16 protein-coding genes are annotated in these 18,079 nt (G+C 54.3%); 10 read left to right on the plus strand and 6 right to left on the minus strand.

Annotated features, from left to right (window positions below; translation table 11 throughout):
* The first annotated feature begins 31 nt into the window (after nucleotides 1-31).
* The 4 genes from CUN67_RS23570 to CUN67_RS23585 all read left to right on the plus strand — a co-directional run bounded on the left by CUN67_RS23570 (nucleotide 32) and on the right by CUN67_RS23585 (nucleotide 5,165).
* Entirely contained in the window at nucleotides 32-1,438 is a 1,407-nt protein-coding gene (locus CUN67_RS23570) for a c-type cytochrome (RefSeq protein ID WP_208717914.1), read from the plus strand.
* A complete protein-coding gene (locus tag CUN67_RS23575; protein WP_208717915.1) occupies nucleotides 1,428-1,952 on the plus strand; it encodes a sugar dehydrogenase complex small subunit in 525 nt (174 codons plus the stop codon). Before CUN67_RS23570 ends, CUN67_RS23575 begins: the two co-directional genes overlap by 11 nt.
* Nucleotides 1,949-3,586, plus strand: a complete 1,638-nt coding sequence (locus CUN67_RS23580) for a GMC family oxidoreductase (RefSeq protein ID WP_208717916.1) — start codon at nucleotides 1,949-1,951, stop codon at nucleotides 3,584-3,586. The genes CUN67_RS23575 and CUN67_RS23580 overlap by 4 nt, the downstream gene beginning before the upstream one ends.
* A gap of 148 nt (nucleotides 3,587-3,734) precedes the next feature.
* Nucleotides 3,735-5,165 carry a ShET2/EspL2 family type III secretion system effector toxin gene (locus CUN67_RS23585; protein WP_208717917.1) on the plus strand — a complete coding sequence of 477 codons (1,431 nt, stop codon included), beginning with the start codon at nucleotides 3,735-3,737 and terminating at the stop codon, nucleotides 5,163-5,165.
* 126 nt (nucleotides 5,166-5,291) lie between these two features.
* Here the strand turns inward: CUN67_RS23585 and CUN67_RS23590 are convergent, their stop codons facing one another.
* Both CUN67_RS23590 and CUN67_RS23595 read right to left on the minus strand, forming a co-directional pair.
* Nucleotides 5,292-6,719 carry a Cu(+)/Ag(+) sensor histidine kinase gene (locus CUN67_RS23590; RefSeq protein ID WP_208717918.1) on the minus strand — a complete coding sequence of 476 codons (1,428 nt, stop codon included), beginning with the start codon at nucleotides 6,717-6,719 and terminating at the stop codon, nucleotides 5,292-5,294.
* A complete protein-coding gene (locus CUN67_RS23595) occupies nucleotides 6,709-7,392 on the minus strand; it encodes a copper/silver response regulator transcription factor (RefSeq protein WP_208717919.1) in 684 nt (227 codons plus the stop codon). Before CUN67_RS23595 ends, CUN67_RS23590 begins: the two co-directional genes overlap by 11 nt.
* A 162-nt stretch (nucleotides 7,393-7,554) precedes the next feature.
* Here CUN67_RS23595 and CUN67_RS23600 point away from each other — a divergent pair, with 162 nt between their 5' ends.
* From CUN67_RS23600 to CUN67_RS23615, 4 genes are read left to right on the plus strand one after another with little or no spacing between them, the layout of a single operon-like run.
* Nucleotides 7,555-8,940: a Cu(I)/Ag(I) efflux RND transporter outer membrane protein gene (locus tag CUN67_RS23600; protein WP_208717920.1), complete on the plus strand. Its 1,386-nt coding sequence runs from the start codon at nucleotides 7,555-7,557 to the stop codon at nucleotides 8,938-8,940.
* 32 nt (nucleotides 8,941-8,972) lie between these two features.
* The gene (gene cusF, locus CUN67_RS23605; protein WP_208717921.1) at nucleotides 8,973-9,326 is read left to right on the plus strand and encodes a cation efflux system protein CusF; all 354 of its coding nucleotides are present in this window, start codon (nucleotides 8,973-8,975) and stop codon (nucleotides 9,324-9,326) included.
* A gap of 26 nt (nucleotides 9,327-9,352) precedes the next feature.
* Nucleotides 9,353-10,594 carry an efflux RND transporter periplasmic adaptor subunit gene (locus CUN67_RS23610; protein ID WP_208717922.1) on the plus strand — a complete coding sequence of 414 codons (1,242 nt, stop codon included), beginning with the start codon at nucleotides 9,353-9,355 and terminating at the stop codon, nucleotides 10,592-10,594.
* 10 nt (nucleotides 10,595-10,604) lie between these two features.
* Nucleotides 10,605-13,739: a CusA/CzcA family heavy metal efflux RND transporter gene (locus tag CUN67_RS23615; RefSeq protein ID WP_208717923.1), complete on the plus strand. Its 3,135-nt coding sequence runs from the start codon at nucleotides 10,605-10,607 to the stop codon at nucleotides 13,737-13,739.
* 4 nt (nucleotides 13,740-13,743) lie between these two features.
* Here CUN67_RS23615 and CUN67_RS23620 read toward each other — a convergent pair whose 3' ends face one another.
* Nucleotides 13,744-14,346 (minus strand): cupin, encoded by a 603-nt coding sequence (locus CUN67_RS23620; RefSeq protein WP_208717924.1) that lies wholly within the window; start codon nucleotides 14,344-14,346, stop codon nucleotides 13,744-13,746.
* Between the two features lie 234 nt (nucleotides 14,347-14,580).
* Here CUN67_RS23620 and CUN67_RS23625 point away from each other — a divergent pair, with 234 nt between their 5' ends.
* A complete protein-coding gene (locus CUN67_RS23625) occupies nucleotides 14,581-14,865 on the plus strand; it encodes a hypothetical protein (RefSeq protein WP_208717925.1) in 285 nt (94 codons plus the stop codon).
* 9 nt (nucleotides 14,866-14,874) lie between these two features.
* Nucleotides 14,875-15,294, plus strand: a complete 420-nt coding sequence (locus CUN67_RS23630; protein WP_208717926.1) for a type II toxin-antitoxin system PemK/MazF family toxin — start codon at nucleotides 14,875-14,877, stop codon at nucleotides 15,292-15,294.
* A 59-nt stretch (nucleotides 15,295-15,353) separates the two neighbouring features.
* Here the strand turns inward: CUN67_RS23630 and CUN67_RS23635 are convergent, their stop codons facing one another.
* Genes CUN67_RS23635 through CUN67_RS23645 form a run of 3 tightly spaced genes read right to left on the minus strand, consistent with a single transcriptional unit; the run spans nucleotide 15,354 to nucleotide 18,015 of the window.
* Nucleotides 15,354-16,466, minus strand: coding sequence for an NAD(P)/FAD-dependent oxidoreductase (locus CUN67_RS23635; protein WP_208717927.1), 1,113 nt, complete (start codon nucleotides 16,464-16,466; stop codon nucleotides 15,354-15,356).
* Between the two features lie 14 nt (nucleotides 16,467-16,480).
* Complete coding sequence (locus tag CUN67_RS23640) at nucleotides 16,481-17,224, minus strand: amino acid ABC transporter ATP-binding protein (RefSeq protein WP_208717928.1); 744 nt, start codon at nucleotides 17,222-17,224, stop codon at nucleotides 16,481-16,483.
* Nucleotides 17,221-18,015 carry an amino acid ABC transporter permease gene (locus tag CUN67_RS23645; protein WP_208717929.1) on the minus strand — a complete coding sequence of 265 codons (795 nt, stop codon included), beginning with the start codon at nucleotides 18,013-18,015 and terminating at the stop codon, nucleotides 17,221-17,223. The genes CUN67_RS23640 and CUN67_RS23645 overlap by 4 nt, the downstream gene beginning before the upstream one ends.
* Nucleotides 18,016-18,079 lie beyond the last annotated feature (64 nt).

Genomic DNA, 18,079 nt, shown 5'->3' on the forward strand with positions numbered 1-18,079 from the left:
TTCTAATTATTATTTACCGGAAGCAATTAAAATGAAGGCAAGAAAGGTTAGACGGGGTTGTCTGCCTTTCGCGTTGAGCATTCTGCTGTCTGCCACATTTTCAGCCCATGCTGAAAATGCGACCGACTCTGCGGCGCTTATTGCGAAAGGCAAGTATCTGGCTATTGCAGCAGACTGTGGAGCCTGCCATACCGCACCAGGAAACGGTGCAGAAATGGGAGGCGGTTATATTATTTCCTCCCCATTGGGGAATATTGTTTCGAGTAATATCACGCCATCAAAAATCGCAGGAATTGGTAATTATAGCGAAGCGGATTTTGCTAAGGCGGTGAGAGAAGGGGTGAATAAACAGGGGCAGCATCTTTATCCGGCGATGCCATATACCTCCTATGCCAAAATTAGCGATGACGATATTCATGCGTTATATGCTTATTTTATGCACGGAGTACAACCGGACGATAAAATCCCTGCACAAACTGATTTACCTTTTCCGTTTAATATTCGCGCCAGCATGATGGTGTGGAATGCATTGTTTGCTGATGACCAGCGGTTTACCCCGGATGCGGGTAAATCTGCGGCCGTCAATCGCGGTGATTACCTGGTGAATGCGCTGGCGCACTGCGACACCTGCCATACGCCACGTAATGCGCTGATGGGGCAGAACAACGACAAGGCACTGTCCGGCGGCAGCCTCGGCAGCTGGTACGCACCGAATATCACCCCGGATCGTGAAGCGGGCATAGGTAACTGGAGCGACGCCGAAATCGCGCAATACCTGAAAACCGGCCATGTGGCGGGCAAAGCGCAGGCGGCAGGCCCGATGGCCGAAGCGATTGAGCATAGCCTGCAATATCTGTCAGATGATGATATCAACGCGATGGTGGCTTATCTGCGCCAGGTCCCGGCAGTGAGTGCGCCTGGCCTCCCGGCACGCGATAATCAGGGTAAACCTGCGGTGAATGAAGCCGCGCTGCGTGCCTTGCCAAACACCGATCCCGGCTGGGCAGTGTACAGCAGTACCTGCGCCAACTGTCATCAACCGGATGGTGCGGGCAACGTTATCTATCCTTCGCTGTTCCACAACACCGCGACGGGCGCACCGCAGGCCGATAACCTGATTGCCACCATTGTTTATGGCGTGCATCGCACGGTTAACGGCAAGCCGGTGGATATGCCTGGCTTTGGCCCGGATGCCTACTTTACCGATCGTCTGACCGATCAGCAGATTGCCGATGTCAGCAACTATGTGCTGAAAAACTTTGGCAATGCCCAGCTTAACGTCACGCCTGAACAGGTAAAAATCCTCCGTAACGGCGGTGAACCTCCGCTGATTGCGAAGCTGGCACAGCCGCTGGCCTGGGGTGGTGCCGTGGTTGTCCTGATCATTATTGTGTTGGCCGTTTCGATTTCGCGCAGGAGAAAACATCATGGCGCATAACATTTCGCTCTCAAGGCGTCGGTTGCTCCAGGGCATGGGTATTCTCTCACTGGGCGCGATGTGCAACACGATTTTCCCGGCGCGCGGGCAGGCGGCAGAACTGATGGCCGACAATCCGTTTCTGGCGATTTCCAGCTTCCTGGTCAGTCGTTCTGTTAGCCCGATCCTCGGCCAGCGCTACTATGCCGCGCTGACGAAGCACGATGCACAATTCAGTCAAAAGCTGGATGCGTTGCATACCCTGCTGCAACAACAACATTTCTCTCATGTTGACGACTTCCTTGCGGCTACCGGCCCGGATAATGCCGACTGGCAAACCGCACGCACCATCATCTCCGCCTGGTATTCCGGGGTGGTGGGTGATGGCAGCGATCTGGAGCTGATCGCCTACGCTGATGCGCTGATGTATCTGCCCACGCGAGACGTGCTGGTGGTGCCGACTTACGGCGGCGGACCTTTTTTCTGGGCGGTAACGGAACCGGGTAAAGTGGCAACAGCAGGAGAACGCGCATGAGTGCACAAAATAAAAACGCCGATGTCATCATCATTGGATCTGGCGTAATGGGCGGACTGATTGCCACCCAACTGGCGAAAGCGGGTAAATCGGTGATCATTCTTGAGGCCGGTCCACGCGTCTCAAGGCAGGAAATTGTTGAGCGCTTTCGCAACTCGCCCTTCAAGATGTCGTTAACCAACATCAAATTGCAGGGTGTCGGTTCGCCCTATCCGAATCCGCCACACATTCCTTCTACTTACGGCGATTATCTGCAACAGGTGGGGCCGGTGAAATATCCGACCAAGTACCTGCGTGTGGTGGGAGGCACCACCTGGCACTTTGGCTCGGCATTGTGGCGCATGATCCCCAATGATTTCAGGCTCAACACGCTGTACGGTCGCGGGCGCGACTGGCCATTCGGTTATGACGAGCTGGAGCCCTGGTACGGCAAAGCAGAACATGAGCTGGGCGTGTCTGGCATGGATGGTCAGGACGAAAGCGGACAAGGCGGAAAAGCCTGGCCGCCGCGCTCAACGCCTTTCCCGATGACCGGTCTGCCGACCAGTTATATGTTTGACCGGCTGACTGAAATGCTCGGCAAGGGGGGATATAACCCGGTGCTGGAGCCGAACGGTCGCGCGACGAAGCCGTGGGGCAAACGCCCGATGTGCGCCGGTAACAATAACTGCAACCCGGTGTGTCCGATTGCCGCCAAGTATGACGGTTCGATGCATATCGACGAAGCCGAACGACTGGGCGCGAAACTGCTGGATAACTCGGTGGTGTACCGCATCGAAGCCGGGGACGACGGTAAGATTACCGGTGTCTGGTATAAAAAACCGGACGGTTCGGAACATCACTTAACCGCCGATTATTTTGTGCTGGCGGCATACGGTATCGAATCACCGAAGCTGTTGCTGATGTCCACATCGGAAAAATATCCCAACGGCATTGCCAACTCTTCCGATCAGGTAGGACGTAACCTGATGGGGCATACCGGCATCAGTATGAACGTGATGATGTCGGAAGATGTGTGGCCCGGCCAGGGACCGACCGAGCTGCTGGTGTATCTCAACAACCGTGATGGAGCGTTCCGCAAGGATTTCCCCAGCTATAAGATCAAGGTGCGTAACACGGTGCCTACCGCTGATTACACCGCGTCGCTGATCGCCAAAGGGGTGCTGGGGTCAAAACTCGATGAAGAGATTCGCCGCCAGTCGGCGCGATCGCTGAACTTTGCTATCGATTTTGAAACGCTGCCGTTGCCGGAGAACCGCGTGACGCCGAGCAAAACCAAAAAGGATGCGATTGGTATTCCTTTACCGGAGATTTATTACAGCGTCACGGATTACTGGCATGCGGGTAAGGATGAGGGCATCAAGGATTTCCATAAGTTCGCCGAACTGCTGAACGCGGAAATTTTGTCGATCGATACCAGGTATCAGGATCGTCAGCACATTATGGGCACCACCATTATGGGCGACGATCCGAAAAACTCGGTGGTGGACAGCGATTGCCGTACCCATGACCATCCGAATATGTGGATTGCCGGGACCAGCGTGATGCCTTCAGCATCCTGTATGAACCCGACACTGACCGGCGCAGCGCTGAGTCTGCGGCTGGCGCAGCACATGCTGAAAACTATGGCGTAAGGAGCAATGACCGTCGCGGTGCGATGTAGCATACATCGTGCCGCGACGACTCCTGATTTTACCCTGATAACGACAGGAATATTTAGCATGTCACGGAGGTAAGCAGTAAGGTTCTGGCAATGGATTTCCTAAAAATCAAGGAGTGAATATGCCGATAGAATCTATCGCCAGATGTACTTTGCTGGAAGTTATTGACGAGGTAGCGGAAGACGATATCAGTATCTCTGCAACCAGCGTGAAAAATGTCAATGATAAGCCTTCCTTTTATACAATCTCACCTCAGCCCATAGTTTCCAGACTGGATATCGTTAAAGCAAAGTTCAATGATGACTCGGCGTTTTTTTTAAACTCAGCCACTTCGGTAAAATGCAATAATTTTGCCATGAATTTTATTGATGTGTTTCTGGCAAATACGCCTGATGCTGCACAGGTGATAAAATCGCTAAGTTTATCGACGCAAAATGCAGGATCCATCGCGAAAAATATATCGATAAATACCCAGGAAAGAACATTAGCGATTCTTGCTCACGGGAAAGAGAACTATCTGGTTGATTATCAATTATGGGGTGAATTTTTTTACTCAGAATTTCTGAAGATGCAGAATGATAAGGTCCTGATAAAGCCATTCCTTATTTACTCTCGCCCACATATGATTAAGGAAAATCTGCATGAATTTACCGTTGGTATGCATCATACCATGGCGTTAGTGCTTTCCTGCAATAATGGTGCTTATCAGATAGCGGTTTATGACCCGACGCACACCACTGGGTACTTTGCTACTGAGATGAATGATCTGTCCGGACTCAGTAAGATGAATATATTTTCTTTTATTAATAAAGAGGATAGCATTGAATTTGTGACTAACTCGCCCGCCAGACTGATAAATGGCCTGTCCTATTTTACGGCTGTTCCAGGCTACCTGGAAGGAAGCCGTTTATCTCTTTTGCATGAAAGAAATGACCAAAGAGATATTTGTAATACTTTCCTGACTACACAAACAAAAATTTCACAACAGGAACTTTTTTATGCAGCCCTTACGGGATTGTCAGTCAAAGATTTCGTATTCTTCCTCAGGCATGTTCCGGTAAATGAACGGGCCGAATTTCTGACAATCAAAGGTGAATCGGGTAAAACAATCCTAAGTTTTCTGGCAGGTTTGCCGGATAAAGATTGTCATCTACTGCGTAACTACTTCTCTTTTATCAAGGAAGCGCTGCGGGCAGGGCTGCTGGATAAACAGGAAGTGATAAAACAACTCAGCAAAAAAGTGGTTGAAGATGTGGGCTATGCCTGGTTCGAGGTGACACTGTTTGGCCGTGCTTTTTTACGTTCCAATACCGGTAAAGTCGCAGAGGTTTTTGCTACGGAAGTTATCAATTTGATTAAGGAGAACAGGTTAACGGAGGAAGAGGGAAAAACCATTCTGGACGATATGATCGTCATAAAAGAAAAAGAGGGTGGAGTGATGTCGGAATATCCGGGTTTTGAGTTTGCTAAACTTAAACATCATATCCATGCCAGCGATGCAGGAGAGATGATTAGAAAGAATTACCCTGCGTGGTATTTTGATGAGCAATAGCATTGTCCCGTAGCGGCGCGATTTATCGCGCTATTATCAGCAATGCCCCAGCCAAAAAGCGCGCGATAAATCGCGCCTCTACAGAGGGAAAGCATGGTTTTGTTTTTCCAAAAGCATACCATCTGTTCAGCCCTGAATCCGGGGCAACCGCAGGGTAAACCGGGTGGACACCGCATCAGAAGCAACGTGAATCTCCCCCTGATGGGCGGTGACGATTGATTTGACGATGGCCAGCCCGATGCCGCTGCCTTCGCCTTTTCGCTGACGTGATGGGTCAACACGATAAAACCGGTCAAAAAGTCGTGCCAGATGCGTTGGGGCAATGGGTACGCCCGGATTTTCAACCCTCAGCTCTACCCAGGCATCACGCTGTTGCAGATGGACGGTAACCGACTCACCCGCAGGCGTATGACGAATGGCGTTGGAGAGTAAGTTGTTGATGACGCGACGCAACATCAGCGGATCACCCTTAACCCTCGCAGCGTCTCCTCCCAGCGTCAGCCCGACCTGCTGTTCCTCCGCCCAGGCTTCAAAAAACTCAAACACCTTGATGATTTCAGTGCGCAGATCCAGGGGGACGCGTTCCGGGATCAGTTGATTATTATCCGCCTGAGCGAGAAACAGCATATCGCTGACCATTTTCGCCATCCGGTTGTACTCCTCCAGACTGGAATACAGGACATCCTCCAGTTCTTTCACCGTGCGCGGCTGGCTGAGGGCAATTTCCGTCTGTGTCACCAGATTGGTGATGGGGGTTCTGATCTCATGGGCGATATCGGCAGAGAAATTGGCCTGGCGGGTGAATACATCTTCAATACGTTCAATCATATGGTTGAAGGACATCACCAACTGTTGCAGCTCAATCGGCACGTTATCGGGCTCCAGCCGGACATCCAGATTTTTCGAGGTGATGTTGTTTATTTGCTGGCTGACGTTGCGTAACGGCAGATAACCCTGGTGAACCGCCAGCAACACGATCAGGATAATCAGCAGGCTAATCACTGACGCGATGATTAACAGATTATGTTTCAGCGCGTCGAGGTAATGCAGGTGGAAATCAATCGACAGGGCGATCAGCAGTCGGTCGGTGCTGGTGTGGCCGTTGTAGGGCGAGCCGATGGCAGTGGCCAGTACCCGGTAGCTGCCCTTGCCGCTATGAGCCGCATGCGCGCCCATCGGGTCTGACCACAAAAATACCTCATCGCTATTCCCTGTGGTGCTGGCCAGCGACATCAAATCTGGCCCTTCTGCCGAACGGTATAAAACCTGATTTTCCGGGTTGAGCAGCATCACCGAGATATAACGGTAGCTGTCGAGAATGGAGTCTATTTTCTCCACTTTTTGCTGTTCTGTTGCGGTCGGGTTTTGCAGGATGGCCGTCAGCGTGCTGTTGATTTGCTTCAGATTCGTGACGTCCTGTTCCGCAAAGTGATTCTGCACTGAATGCAGCATAATCCAGGCTGAGGTGGTAAAAGCAATGATGGTGGCAAGGCTGATAAAGAAGGTAAGCCGGATCTCAAGCGACACAGGGCGGCGCAGCCACTTAATCTTCATCCGGCACCTCAAGCACATAACCGACGCCGCGCACGGTCTGGATAAGTTTGGGGGAAAAGTCGTTATCGATCTTGGCGCGCAGCCGTTTCACCGCGACATCAATGGCATTGGTATCGCTGTCAAAATTCATATCCCACACCTGCGAGGCGATCAGCGAACGGGGCAGAACCTCACCACGATGACGGAGAAAAAATTCCAGCAAGGTGAATTCCTTGCTGGTCAGGGTGATGCGGGTACCCGCGCGGCTCACCTTACGGGAGACCAGGTCAAAGGTGAGATCCGCCAGCTGGAACTGGCTCTCAGGAATAATATTGGCCCCGCGACGCAGCAGCGTTCTGACGCGTGCCAGCAACTCGGCAAAGGCAAAGGGTTTCACCAGGTAATCATCGGCACCCAGCTCCAGTCCCTTCACGCGATGTTCAATGGTGCCCAGCGCGGTCAGTAACAAAATGGGCATCCCTTTGCTGGCGGCGCGCAGCATACGCACGATATCCCAGCCGTTGACATCGGGCAGCATGATGTCCAGGACGATCAAATCGTACTCAGCGGTCATCGCCAGATGGTAGCCAGTGAGGCCGTTGTCGGCACGATCAACCACAAACCCGGCCTCGGTCAGCCCTTTGCTGAGGTATTCGCCTGTTTTCACCTCGTCTTCAACAATCAGTATTTTCATCTTCTCACCGTTCCGTCAGCCCATCGGATGCCATTCTAGGGAGCCAAAGGGCGATATCAACGACTTCAGTCGAAAATGACAGCTTTGTCATTGTTGGGTCACCCTGCCAACAGAGTCGCTTCGTTACAGTGTCCCGCGTCATCATCTGGAAACAACGGGCATATGGTCAAATTAACATTACTGGTGGCGGCTACGGTGTTTTTGCTGGCGGGATGTGTTTCGCTGGCCCCTGAATATCAAGGTCCAGAACTCCCGGTGCCGCAACAATTTTCTCTCTCTCGCAATACGCTGGTGCCGGTGAGTGCAGGCTATCAGGACACCGGCTGGCGGACCTTTTTTGTTGACCCGCAGGTTAAGCAGTTTATTGATGTGGCGCTGCGCAAGAACCTTGACCTGAGCATGGCGGCTCTGAAAGTGCAGGAAGCGCGTGCGCAGTATCGGGTAACCAATGCCGACCGCTATCCGCAGCTGGATGCTTCCACCGAAGCGAGTTACAGCGGTAGCCTGAAACGTGGCGACCTGACGGAAAAACAGTTTCAGGCCGGGCTGGATCTGAGCTTTGAGCTGGATTTCTTCGGCAGATTAAAAAATCTGAGCGAAGCCGATCGGCAAAACTATTTTGCCAGTGAAGAAGCCCGGCGCGCGGTGCATATCCTGTTGATCTCGAGGGTTGCTCAGAGTTACTTCAGCCAGCGCCTGGCGACGGCACAGCTGCGCATTGCCCGAGAGACATTGCTGAATTATCAGCAATCCTCCGCCTTTGTGGAGCAACAATTGATTACGGGCAGCAGCAATGTGCTGGCGGTGGAACAGGCACACGGGTTGATTGAAAGCACCCAGGCTGAAATTGCCAACCGGGAAGGGCAGCGGGCGCAGGCGAACAATGCCTTGCAGCTGGTGGTGGGCAGCTGGCAGGGCCTGCCAGATGATCAACGCGGCACGGTGGGCGATCTTAACCCGGTGACGCTGCCTGCCGGGCTTTCCTCGGAAATCCTGCGCCAGCGTCCGGACCTGCTGGAAGCGGAACACCAGCTGATGGCGGCCAATGCCAATATCGGTGCGGCCAGGGCCGCGTTCTATCCTTCGATTAGCCTGACCAGCGGGCTGTCGGGCAGCAGCGAGGCGTTGTCGAACCTATTTTCCACAGGCAGCGGCATGTGGAATTTTGTGCCAAAAATCGACATGCCGATTTTTAACGCCGGTCGTAACCAGGCCAACCTGACGCTCGCCGACGTGCGCCAGCAACAATCGGTGGTGAATTACCAACAAAAAATTCAAAACGCGTTTAAGGACGTCGCCGATGCGTTAGCGCTGCGTGACAGCCTCAGCAAACAAATTACCGCGCAGCAGCGTTATCTTGCTTCCCTGCAAGTTACGCTGCAACGCGCACGCGGATTATATGCCAGCGGTGCGGTGAGTTATATCGAAGTGCTGGATGCGGAACGTTCATTATTCACCACCCGGCAAACCTTACTGGATCTGCAATATGCACAGCAGGTCAATGAAATTAATTTGTTCACTGCCCTTGGCGGTGGCTGGACAGAATAACTTCGCTAGCAACGACTTCAGGAGTCAATATTATGCATCAATTCATTAAAGTGGCTTTATTCGGCATGATTCCGGCACTGGTCGCTTCAGGCGTACAGGCCAGCGAGCAACACCAGGGCATGATGTCACAGGCAGCAATGACGGCTCAGCAGCCGGTGATTAGCGCTACGGGTGTGGTTAAACAGATTGATTTAGCGAATAAAAAAATCACTATTGCCCATCAGGCGATCCCGGCGCTGGGCTGGCCCGCCATGACCATGCGCTTTACCTTTACTACCCAGGACGACAGTATCAACGCCTTAAAAGTGGGTAGCCCGGTTAACTTCTCTTTTATTCAGCAGGGAAATATCGCACTGCTGCAGGAAATAACAGTCAGTCATTCTTAATAAAATGATGTTGGTCAGGAACAATTATGGCGTCGTTGAAATTAAAATACGCTGCGGTGATGGTCAGTAGCCTGATAATAGGCGGGCTGATGGCTACAGTCGCTTTTCATGCTGTTTATTCCGCAAATAAAATAGAAGCGCAGGCACCAGAACGCAAAGTTTTATTCTGGTATGACCCGATGAAACCCGATACCAAATTTGACAAACCGGGCAAGTCACCGTTTATGGATATGGACCTGATACCCAAATACGCGGATGAAGGTGAAGCGGACAACAACAAAGGTATGCGTATTGATCCGGTGCTGGTACAAAACCTCGGCCTGAAGACCATTAAGGTCAGTAAAGGACGGCTGCAATATAACCAGACCATCCCGGCCAACGTCAGTTTTAACGATTACCAGTTCGTAATTGTGCAGGCGCGTTCGGAGGGTTTTGTGGAAAAAGTCTATCCACTGACCCTGGGCGATAAAGTCCACAAGGGCACACCGCTGATCGATATCACCATCCCGGAGTGGGTGGAGGCGCAGAGCGAATATCTGCTGCTGTCCGGGACCACAGGATCGTCCACCCAGGTGAAAGGTATCCTCGAACGGCTGCGTCTGGCCGGGATGCCGGAAGAGGATATTCAGCGCCTGCGCAGTTCCCGCACGGTGCAGACCCGCTTCACCATCAAAGCCCCTATCGATGGGGTGATCACGGCGTTTGACCTGCGCAGCGGCATGAACATCTCCAAAGATAAAGTGGTGGCACAGATCCAGGGCATGGACCCGGTGTGGATCAGCGCAGCGGTACCGGAATCAATTGCCGGGTTGCTCAGCGACAGGTCGCGTTTTGCCATCTCGATACCGGCTTATCCCGGTTACAGTTTCAACATCGAAAAATGGAACATCCTGCCGAGCGTTGACCAGACCACCCGCACGCTACAGGTGCGTTTGCAGGTAACTAACCGTGACGAGTTACTGAAACCCGGGATGAATGCGTATCTGCATCTGAATACCCAAAGCGAAGAGATGCTGCTGATCCCATCTCAGGCGGTGATTGATACCGGCGATGAGCAGCGGGTCATTGCGGTGGACAGCGAGGGGCGTTTTGCGCCGAAGGCCATCCGGGTGCTGGCGGAATCACAGCGCCAGAGCGGAGTGGCGGCCGGGTTACGTGAAGGGGAATCGGTGGTGGTCAACGGGTTGTTCCTGATTGACTCGGAAGCCAATATTACCGGTGCGCTGGCGCGGATGCGTCAGGATGCGAATGCACACGCCGGGCACTGAGGGAACGACGATGATTGCATGGATTATCCGGCGTTCGGTCGCCAATCGCTTTCTGGTGATGATGGGTGCGCTGTTTCTCAGCGTCTGGGGAGCCTGGACCCTCGTCAACACCCCGGTTGATGCCCTGCCTGATCTCTCTGATGTGCAGGTGATCATTAAAACCAGCTATCCCGGCCAGGCACCGCAGATTGTGGAAAATCAGGTCACTTATCCGCTCACCACCACCATGCTTTCCGTGCCGGGTGCTAAAACGGTGCGCGGCTTCTCGCAGTTTGGTGATTCCTATGTCTATGTGATTTTTGCTGATGGCACCGACCTCTACTGGGCGCGTTCCCGCGTGCTGGAATATCTCAATCAGGTGCAGGGGAAATTACCGGCTGGAGTCAGTTCAGAGATCGGGCCTGACGCCACCGGGGTGGGCTGGATTTATGAATATGCGCTGGTGGATCACAGCGGTAAGCACGATCTGGCGGAGCTGCGCTCATTACAGGACTGGTTTCTGAAATATGAACTGAAAACCATTCCCGACGTGGCAGAAGTGGCCTCGGTGGGCGGAGTGGTGAAGCAGTATCAGATACAGGTCAACCCGTTGCAGCTGGCGCAGTACGGCATCAGCCTGGCGGAGGTGAAAGCCGCCATTGAATCCTCCAACCAGGAAGCGGGGGGATCTTCGGTGGAAATCGCTGAAGCGGAATATATGGTGCGGGCCAGCGGCTATCTGAAGACCTTAGATGATTTCAACAACATTGTGCTGAAGACCGGCAGCAACGGCGTGCCGATCATCCTGCGTGATGTCGCCCGCGTGCAGATTGGACCGGAAATGCGGCGGGGTATTGCCGAGCTGAACGGTGAAGGCGAGGTGGCCGGTGGGGTAATTATCCTGCGCTCCGGCAAAAACGCCCGTGAAGTGATCGCTGCGGTGCGCGAAAAGCTCGACAGCCTGAAAAAAAGCCTGCCGCAAGGGGTTGAGGTGGTGACCACCTATGATCGCAGCCAGCTTATCGATCGGGCGATTGCCAATCTTAGCCATAAACTTCTGGAAGAGTTTCTGGTCGTTGCGCTGGTATGTGCGTTGTTTCTCTGGCATGTGCGTTCGGCGCTGGTGGCGATTATCTCGCTGCCGTTGGGGCTGTGTATTGCTTTCATTGTGATGCATTTCCAGGGACTGAACGCCAATATCATGTCGCTTGGTGGCATTGCCATTGCCGTGGGGGCGATGGTGGATGCGGCGATTGTCATGATTGAGAACGCCCATAAACGGCTGGAGGAGTGGCAACATCAGCATCCTGATGAACGTATCGACAACGATAGCCGCTGGCGGGTGATCACCGATGCGGCGGTGGAAGTCGGTCCGGCGTTGTTTATCAGCCTGTTGATTATCACCCTGTCGTTTATTCCTGTCTTCACGCTGGAAGGCCAGGAAGGGCGGCTGTTTGGCCCGCTGGCGTTCACCAAAACCTGGTCCATGGCGGGCGCTGCGGCGCTGGCAATTATCGTGATCCCCATCCTGATGGGATGGTGGATCCGCGGGAAAATCCCGGCGGAGAGCGACAACCCGCTCAATCGTCTGCTGATAAAGATGTATCACCCTTTGCTGCTGAAGGTGCTGCACTGGCCGAAGCTGACCTTGCTGGTTGCGGCGCTATCGATCTTCACCGTTTGGTGGCCACTGAGTCAGGTGGGCGGTGAGTTCCTGCCGAAAATCAATGAAGGGGACCTGCTGTATATGCCATCGACCCTGCCGGGCGTCTCGCCGGGGCAGGCGGCGGTGTTATTGCAGACCACGGATAAACTGATCAAAACCGTGCCGGAAGTGGCCTCCGTGTTTGGCAAAACGGGCAAAGCGGAAACCGCGACCGATGCCGCGCCGCTGGAGATGGTGGAAACCACCATCCAGCTGAAGCCTGAAGCCGAGTGGCGGCCTGGTATGACGATCGACAAAATTATCGATGAACTCGATGCGCGGGTGCGTTTGCCGGGGCTGGCCAATCTGTGGGTACCGCCGATCCGTAACCGCATCGATATGCTCGCCACCGGGATTAAAAGCCCGATTGGTATCAAAGTCTCAGGCTCGGTGCTGGCGGATATCGATACCACCGCTCAGCGCATCGAAGAAGTCGCGAAAACTGTACCTGGCGTGGTTTCGGCACTGGCGGAGCGCCTGCAAGGGGGGCGTTACATCGATGTGGATATCAACCGGGAGAAGGCGGCGCGCTACGCGATGACGGTGGCTGATGTCCAGCTGTTCGTGTCATCGGCGATTGGTGGCACCACGGTCGGCGAAACCGTGGAAGGCGTCGCGCGTTACCCGATCAATATCCGCTACCCGCAGGGGCTGCGCGACAGTCCGGAAGCGCTGCGGCAGTTGCCGATACTGACGCCGATGAAGCAGCAGATCACCCTGAGTGATGTGGCTGACGTCAGGGTGGTGTCGGGTCCCAGCATGCTGAAAACCGAGAATGCTCGCCCGACCAGCTGGATTTATATTGACGCTCGCGGTCGCGACATGGTGTCGGTGGTCAATGACCTTAAAACGGCGATTGCCGATCAGGTGAAACTCAGGCCGGGTACCAGCGTGGCGTTTTCCGGGCAGTTCGAACTGCTGGAACATGCCAACAAAAAACTGAAGCTGATGGTGCCGATGACGCTGATGATTATCTTTATCCTGCTTTACCTGGCGTTTCGCCGCGTGGATGAGGCGCTGCTGATTTTGATGAGCCTGCCTTTCGCATTGGTGGGAGGCATCTGGTTTCTCTACTGGCAGGGATTTCATCTGTCGGTTGCCACCGGCACCGGGTTTATCGCGCTGGCCGGGGTCGCCGCTGAGTTTGGCGTGGTGATGCTGATGTATCTGCGCCACGCGATAGAAAATGAACCCGCGCTGGCACGAGCGGAAAGCTTCACGCCGCAGAAGCTGGATGAGGCGCTGTATCACGGCGCGGTGCTGCGTGTACGGCCTAAAGCGATGACGGTGGCGGTGATTATTGCCGGTTTGCTGCCAATTTTGTGGGGCAGCGGGGCGGGTTCCGAAGTGATGAGCCGTATTGCTGCCCCGATGATAGGCGGCATGATCACCGCGCCGCTGCTGTCGCTATTTATCATCCCGGCGGCGTACAAACTGATCTGGCTGCGCCGCCATCGTTAAGCGTTTATGCCTTTTGCCAGCTGTGGGTCAGCGGACCGGTCTGACCCGCGACGGGATCGCTATCCGGGAACGGCAGCTGGCTGATACGTTGCAGCATCTCCGGGGTTGGCGCGGCGCGACAGATATCCCATTGCTGGTGCGGAGGATAAGCGCCCACCACCTGGAAATCATCACTGCTGCCATCATTAAAATGCCCGGTGCCTGCCGGGAGCAGCGCCACATCACCCGCCGACATGTTAATCACATGACCGCCCGGGCCGCCCAGCATCACCTTAGCGTTGCCACTGACACATCCCAGCACCTCATGCGCGGTGCTGTGATAATGATGGAAGGTAAAAATCGAGGCGACCCACTGTGGCGGCCAGCTGTTTTTCTCAAATAAGGACTCGGTGGGTGAGGTCATTTCAGCCGCTTTCGGCAGAACGTTTTGGTAAATAATCACCGGAAGATGGGGATTATTCGGCACCCAGCCGTTACGTTCCAGGCGCAGCAGCTGCACGTTTTGCGCCGTCGGGGCTGCGGTGGCGTAACGGCTAAACAGGGCAGGGGCGGTCAGTGCCAGACCGGACATGACGCGCATAAAGTGGCGACGTGATAAATCATTCATCCTTTCCTCCAGGCTTTAAATGAGATGCAGATCACGTTTTAAGTCTAATGCAAAAGTAATACATGGCAGATTTTAAGGGTTTCGTAGGCGAAGGATTTGGATGTTTATTGATATCAATTCAATATCGTGTTGCTTGACGCTGTGGATATTAAATTGATATCATCCTTTTCCTGATATGCCGCTGTCCCGGCTTCCAAAGCGAAGTAAATAGAAGCCATAACCGGAGTAAACAATATGACGGTACATGTCGTAAAAAAAACAGGTGATTTTGTTCTGCGACTGCGTGAACAGGATACCCCTAATGCGATTAGTGCTATGACTCTCGAAGCACTGATGACGGTTACTGGGATGACCAAAACCGAGCTGGCTCATTTCGCGTTACGAAAACTGGCTGACGCTTACTTGCCTCATTACGCAGAAGACAATGGACCGCTAACTGCTGCTCAAATCCAGACTATCCGCGAACTTTCTACTGCCAGCGGTAAATCGGAGGAGAGGTTTAACAAAAGTCTGCTCTAAAGGAACCTGATGACAGCGAACGTAAAACAGCATACACCGCTACCGGAACCTGGTGATATTGTCTGGTGCCATTTCCCACAGCTACCAGGAAAGCCTAGCCCTAAACCAAGACCCGCCCTGGTTTTGCAGGTATCAGATAAAGACCATGAGGTCATGGTTGTCTATGGAACGAGCCAGAAGACTCAGAAAATTTATCCGACTGAGTTCTTGCTCAAAAAAGGAGAGCCGGGATTTTCCCTCTCAGGCCTTGCTCGTGATACGAAATTCGACATGGCAGTTAAAGTTGAACTTCCCTTTAACAGTGACTGGTTCGATCTTGCCCCGATTAAAGATGGGGTGGCTTCAATGTCACCTGTGATGGGGGCATTGCATCCGACGTATCTTGAACGTGTTAAACAGGCTAATCGCAACGCTGACAAATTCTCCTGATTAGTCATCTCATCACTGACGTAAGCATAACCCGCCATATGGCGGGTTATGCTTCATTATTACGACCGACTAAATCGCTCAGGTCTGAAGGTCGCCAGCATCGGGTGCTTCGCGCCGGTGATGATCTCCTGCGCCAGCAACTCCCCCACAATTAACGCCAGAGTGGCACCGGAATGGGTAAAGGCAACAAAACATCCCGGCACCTGTTGCAGCTCGCCCAGCACTGGCTCGCCGTCGCCGGGAATCGGTTTGTAACCCATCTTCCAGCTTTGTGCCTGCAAAGGTGTGTCGTTCAGCAACAGTTTGTCGGCTTCCTGCACCAGCTGATTTACCACCTTCTCATCGATAGTAAAGCCGCCCTCAGGCAGTGGCTGGATGTCGTTCTCGTACCAGTCGTGATCCAGCGCCAGCGTATTCCCGGGATTGGGGCGCACGGCAGCGCGTGGTGTATTCAGCACCGCTGTGAGTTTTTGCTCGCCCGGTTTGGTGATCACCAGCATCGACAGCGGAGAACCGTTGGGGATAGTGACGCCCAGCGGTGCCACCACATCCGGGGTGGCGGGGCCACAGGCGACCAGCACGGTGTCAGCATACAGTTCGCCTTTTTCCCAGCGCACGCCACAGGCACGTCCCTCAGCGGTTAATACTTCCGCCTGTCCGGCAAACTCAATAATTTCGCCACCGAGCGCGCGCAACTGTTGTACCAGATGATCGATCAGATGCGGCAGGCTGACCCAGCCTTCACCCGGATTGAAGATGGCCTCACCGCTCAGCGCGGCAGGATCGATCTGTAGCTCCGTTACCGTGTCACGGCTGCGCAAGTGTGAATCATAGCCGTGTGCGTTTTCATACGCATGGCGGGCGTGCAGGGTGGCAGGTGCGGCGGCTGTCCAGAATAATCCGCCATCAAAGCGCAGCCAGTCACGGGAAGGGTCTGCGGCAAACAGCGTCCGGTAGCGATCAATGCCTGCCATACGCAACGCGTGGTAAGGTTTGGAGCGTTCACCTGCGGAGTTAAGCCACGACAGCGAACGGCCAGAAGCGCCGGAGCACAGCGCCGCCTCTGTCACCAGCGTGACTGCCGCACCGCGCTTCAAAAGCTGAACCGCACTGGAAACGCCCAGCACGCCGCCACCCAACACCACGACACGAGTCTGTTTTTCTACAGCCATATTCAGTTCCTTGTTTACAGCACTTCAGAAAGAAAACGTTGCAGACGCGGCGACTGTGGATCATCGAACAAGGCGGCAGGTGTACCGACCTCGATTATCTCGCCTTCGTCCATAAATACCACCTGGTCGGCGACCTTGCGGGCGAAACCCATCTCGTGGGTCACCACCACCATCGTCATGCCACGGCGGCACAGGTCGGCCATCAGGGTTAGTACCCCCTTCACCAGTTCCGGGTCGAGCGCCGAGGTGGCTTCGTCAAACAACATCACCTCGGGATCCATTGCCAGCGCCCGGGCAATGGCTACGCGCTGCTGCTGGCCACCGGAGAGGTCGCGTGGATGATGATCGGCACGCTGGCCGAGTCCAACCTCTTCCAGCCGCTGGCGTGCGATCGCCATCGCCTGAGATTTCGCCAGCCCTTTCACTTTCCACGGCGCCAGCGCGACGTTCTCCAGCGCGCTATGGTCGGGAAACAGATTGAAATGCTGAAACACCATGCCGATACGCAGACGCAGAGCATCTGGCTTATCGCGCAGCACCGAACGTCCGGCCAGCAACACATCGCCAGATTTCGGTTCGTGCAGCCGGTTGATGCCGCGCAGCAGGGTGGATTTACCGGAACCCGACGGCCCGATAATGCAGGTGGTGGTACCCGGCGCGACACTGAGCGACACCCGGCGTAGCACCTCAATCGGCCCGTAAGCCAGCGAGAGATCGCGCAGCTCAAGGCTGGCCCCTTTCCAGCTTGCTTCTGTCATGATGACCCCCTCTCCAGCAGTGCCTTGTTGGTGGGTTTCTGCACCTCCTCCACCTCTTTCAGCCCGCTCTGCGGCGCGGTCAGGCGGCGGCGTCCGGTGCGGTAACGCACGTCAACGTAGTTGACCATATGCGTCAGCGGTACGGTGATGATCAGATAGAACACCCCGGCCAGCATCAGCGGTGACAGGTTGCCGGTCAGAACCGCCGCATCCTGTCCGACGCGAAACAGCTCACGCTGATTGGTCATCAATCCCAGCAGATAAACCAGCGAAGAATCTTTAATGATGGCGATGAACTGATTAACGATGGCGGGCAGGACGCGGCGGATGCCCTGGGGGATCACCACCAATCGCATGGCACGGCTATAGCTCATACCCAGCGCCCGGCAGGCTTCCATCTGTCCGCGTTCAACGCTCTGGATCCCCGAGCGGAAAATCTCACCCATATAGGCGCTGGCGATCAGGCTGAGGGCAAAAATACCCAGCGGGTAGGGTGAGGGGCCAAACAACTGGTAACTGAAACGCGCCAATCCCTGACCGATCAGCAGAATGGTCAGAATTGACGGTAATCCGCGAAACAAATCGGTATACATACGCGCGGGCAGACGCAGCCAGCGCGAGGGCGAAATCCCCAGTAACGCCAGCGCCAGGCCGAGCAACGTCCCGAGCACGGTAGCCGCCAGGGAGATGATCAGGGTGTTGACCAGGCCGGTCGCCAGCAACTGCGGCAACACTTCGAGCATCGATGGCACATCAAAGAAGGTGCGGGAAAGAATTGTCAGCACGTCCATCGCCGTCTCCATTCAGTGCGGGTGATGAGCGCACTCATCACCGGTGAAAAAACAAACCCTGAGC

It is taken from the genome of Pantoea cypripedii (assembly GCF_011395035.1).
Classification (GTDB): domain Bacteria; phylum Pseudomonadota; class Gammaproteobacteria; order Enterobacterales; family Enterobacteriaceae; genus Pantoea; species Pantoea cypripedii_A.

Coding starts and splice junctions, on each gene's coding strand:
- CUN67_RS23615 (WP_208717923.1), top strand. CDS start 10,605: ATGATTGCATGGATTATCCGGCGTTCGGTCGCCAATCGCTTTCTGGTG.
- CUN67_RS23635 (WP_208717927.1), bottom strand. CDS start 16,466: ATGGCTGTAGAAAAACAGACTCGTGTCGTGGTGTTGGGTGGCGGCGTG.
- CUN67_RS23585 (WP_208717917.1), top strand. CDS start 3,735: ATGCCGATAGAATCTATCGCCAGATGTACTTTGCTGGAAGTTATTGAC.
- CUN67_RS23590 (WP_208717918.1), bottom strand. CDS start 6,719: ATGAAGATTAAGTGGCTGCGCCGCCCTGTGTCGCTTGAGATCCGGCTT.
- CUN67_RS23595 (WP_208717919.1), bottom strand. CDS start 7,392: ATGAAAATACTGATTGTTGAAGACGAGGTGAAAACAGGCGAATACCTC.
- CUN67_RS23580 (WP_208717916.1), top strand. CDS start 1,949: ATGAGTGCACAAAATAAAAACGCCGATGTCATCATCATTGGATCTGGC.
- CUN67_RS23645 (WP_208717929.1), bottom strand. CDS start 18,015: ATGGACGTGCTGACAATTCTTTCCCGCACCTTCTTTGATGTGCCATCG.
- CUN67_RS23575 (WP_208717915.1), top strand. CDS start 1,428: ATGGCGCATAACATTTCGCTCTCAAGGCGTCGGTTGCTCCAGGGCATG.
- CUN67_RS23630 (WP_208717926.1), top strand. CDS start 14,875: ATGACAGCGAACGTAAAACAGCATACACCGCTACCGGAACCTGGTGAT.
- CUN67_RS23625 (WP_208717925.1), top strand. CDS start 14,581: ATGACGGTACATGTCGTAAAAAAAACAGGTGATTTTGTTCTGCGACTG.
- CUN67_RS23570 (WP_208717914.1), top strand. CDS start 32: ATGAAGGCAAGAAAGGTTAGACGGGGTTGTCTGCCTTTCGCGTTGAGC.
- CUN67_RS23600 (WP_208717920.1), top strand. CDS start 7,555: ATGGTCAAATTAACATTACTGGTGGCGGCTACGGTGTTTTTGCTGGCG.
- CUN67_RS23640 (WP_208717928.1), bottom strand. CDS start 17,224: ATGACAGAAGCAAGCTGGAAAGGGGCCAGCCTTGAGCTGCGCGATCTC.
- CUN67_RS23610 (WP_208717922.1), top strand. CDS start 9,353: ATGGCGTCGTTGAAATTAAAATACGCTGCGGTGATGGTCAGTAGCCTG.
- CUN67_RS23620 (WP_208717924.1), bottom strand. CDS start 14,346: ATGAATGATTTATCACGTCGCCACTTTATGCGCGTCATGTCCGGTCTG.
- cusF (WP_208717921.1), top strand. CDS start 8,973: ATGCATCAATTCATTAAAGTGGCTTTATTCGGCATGATTCCGGCACTG.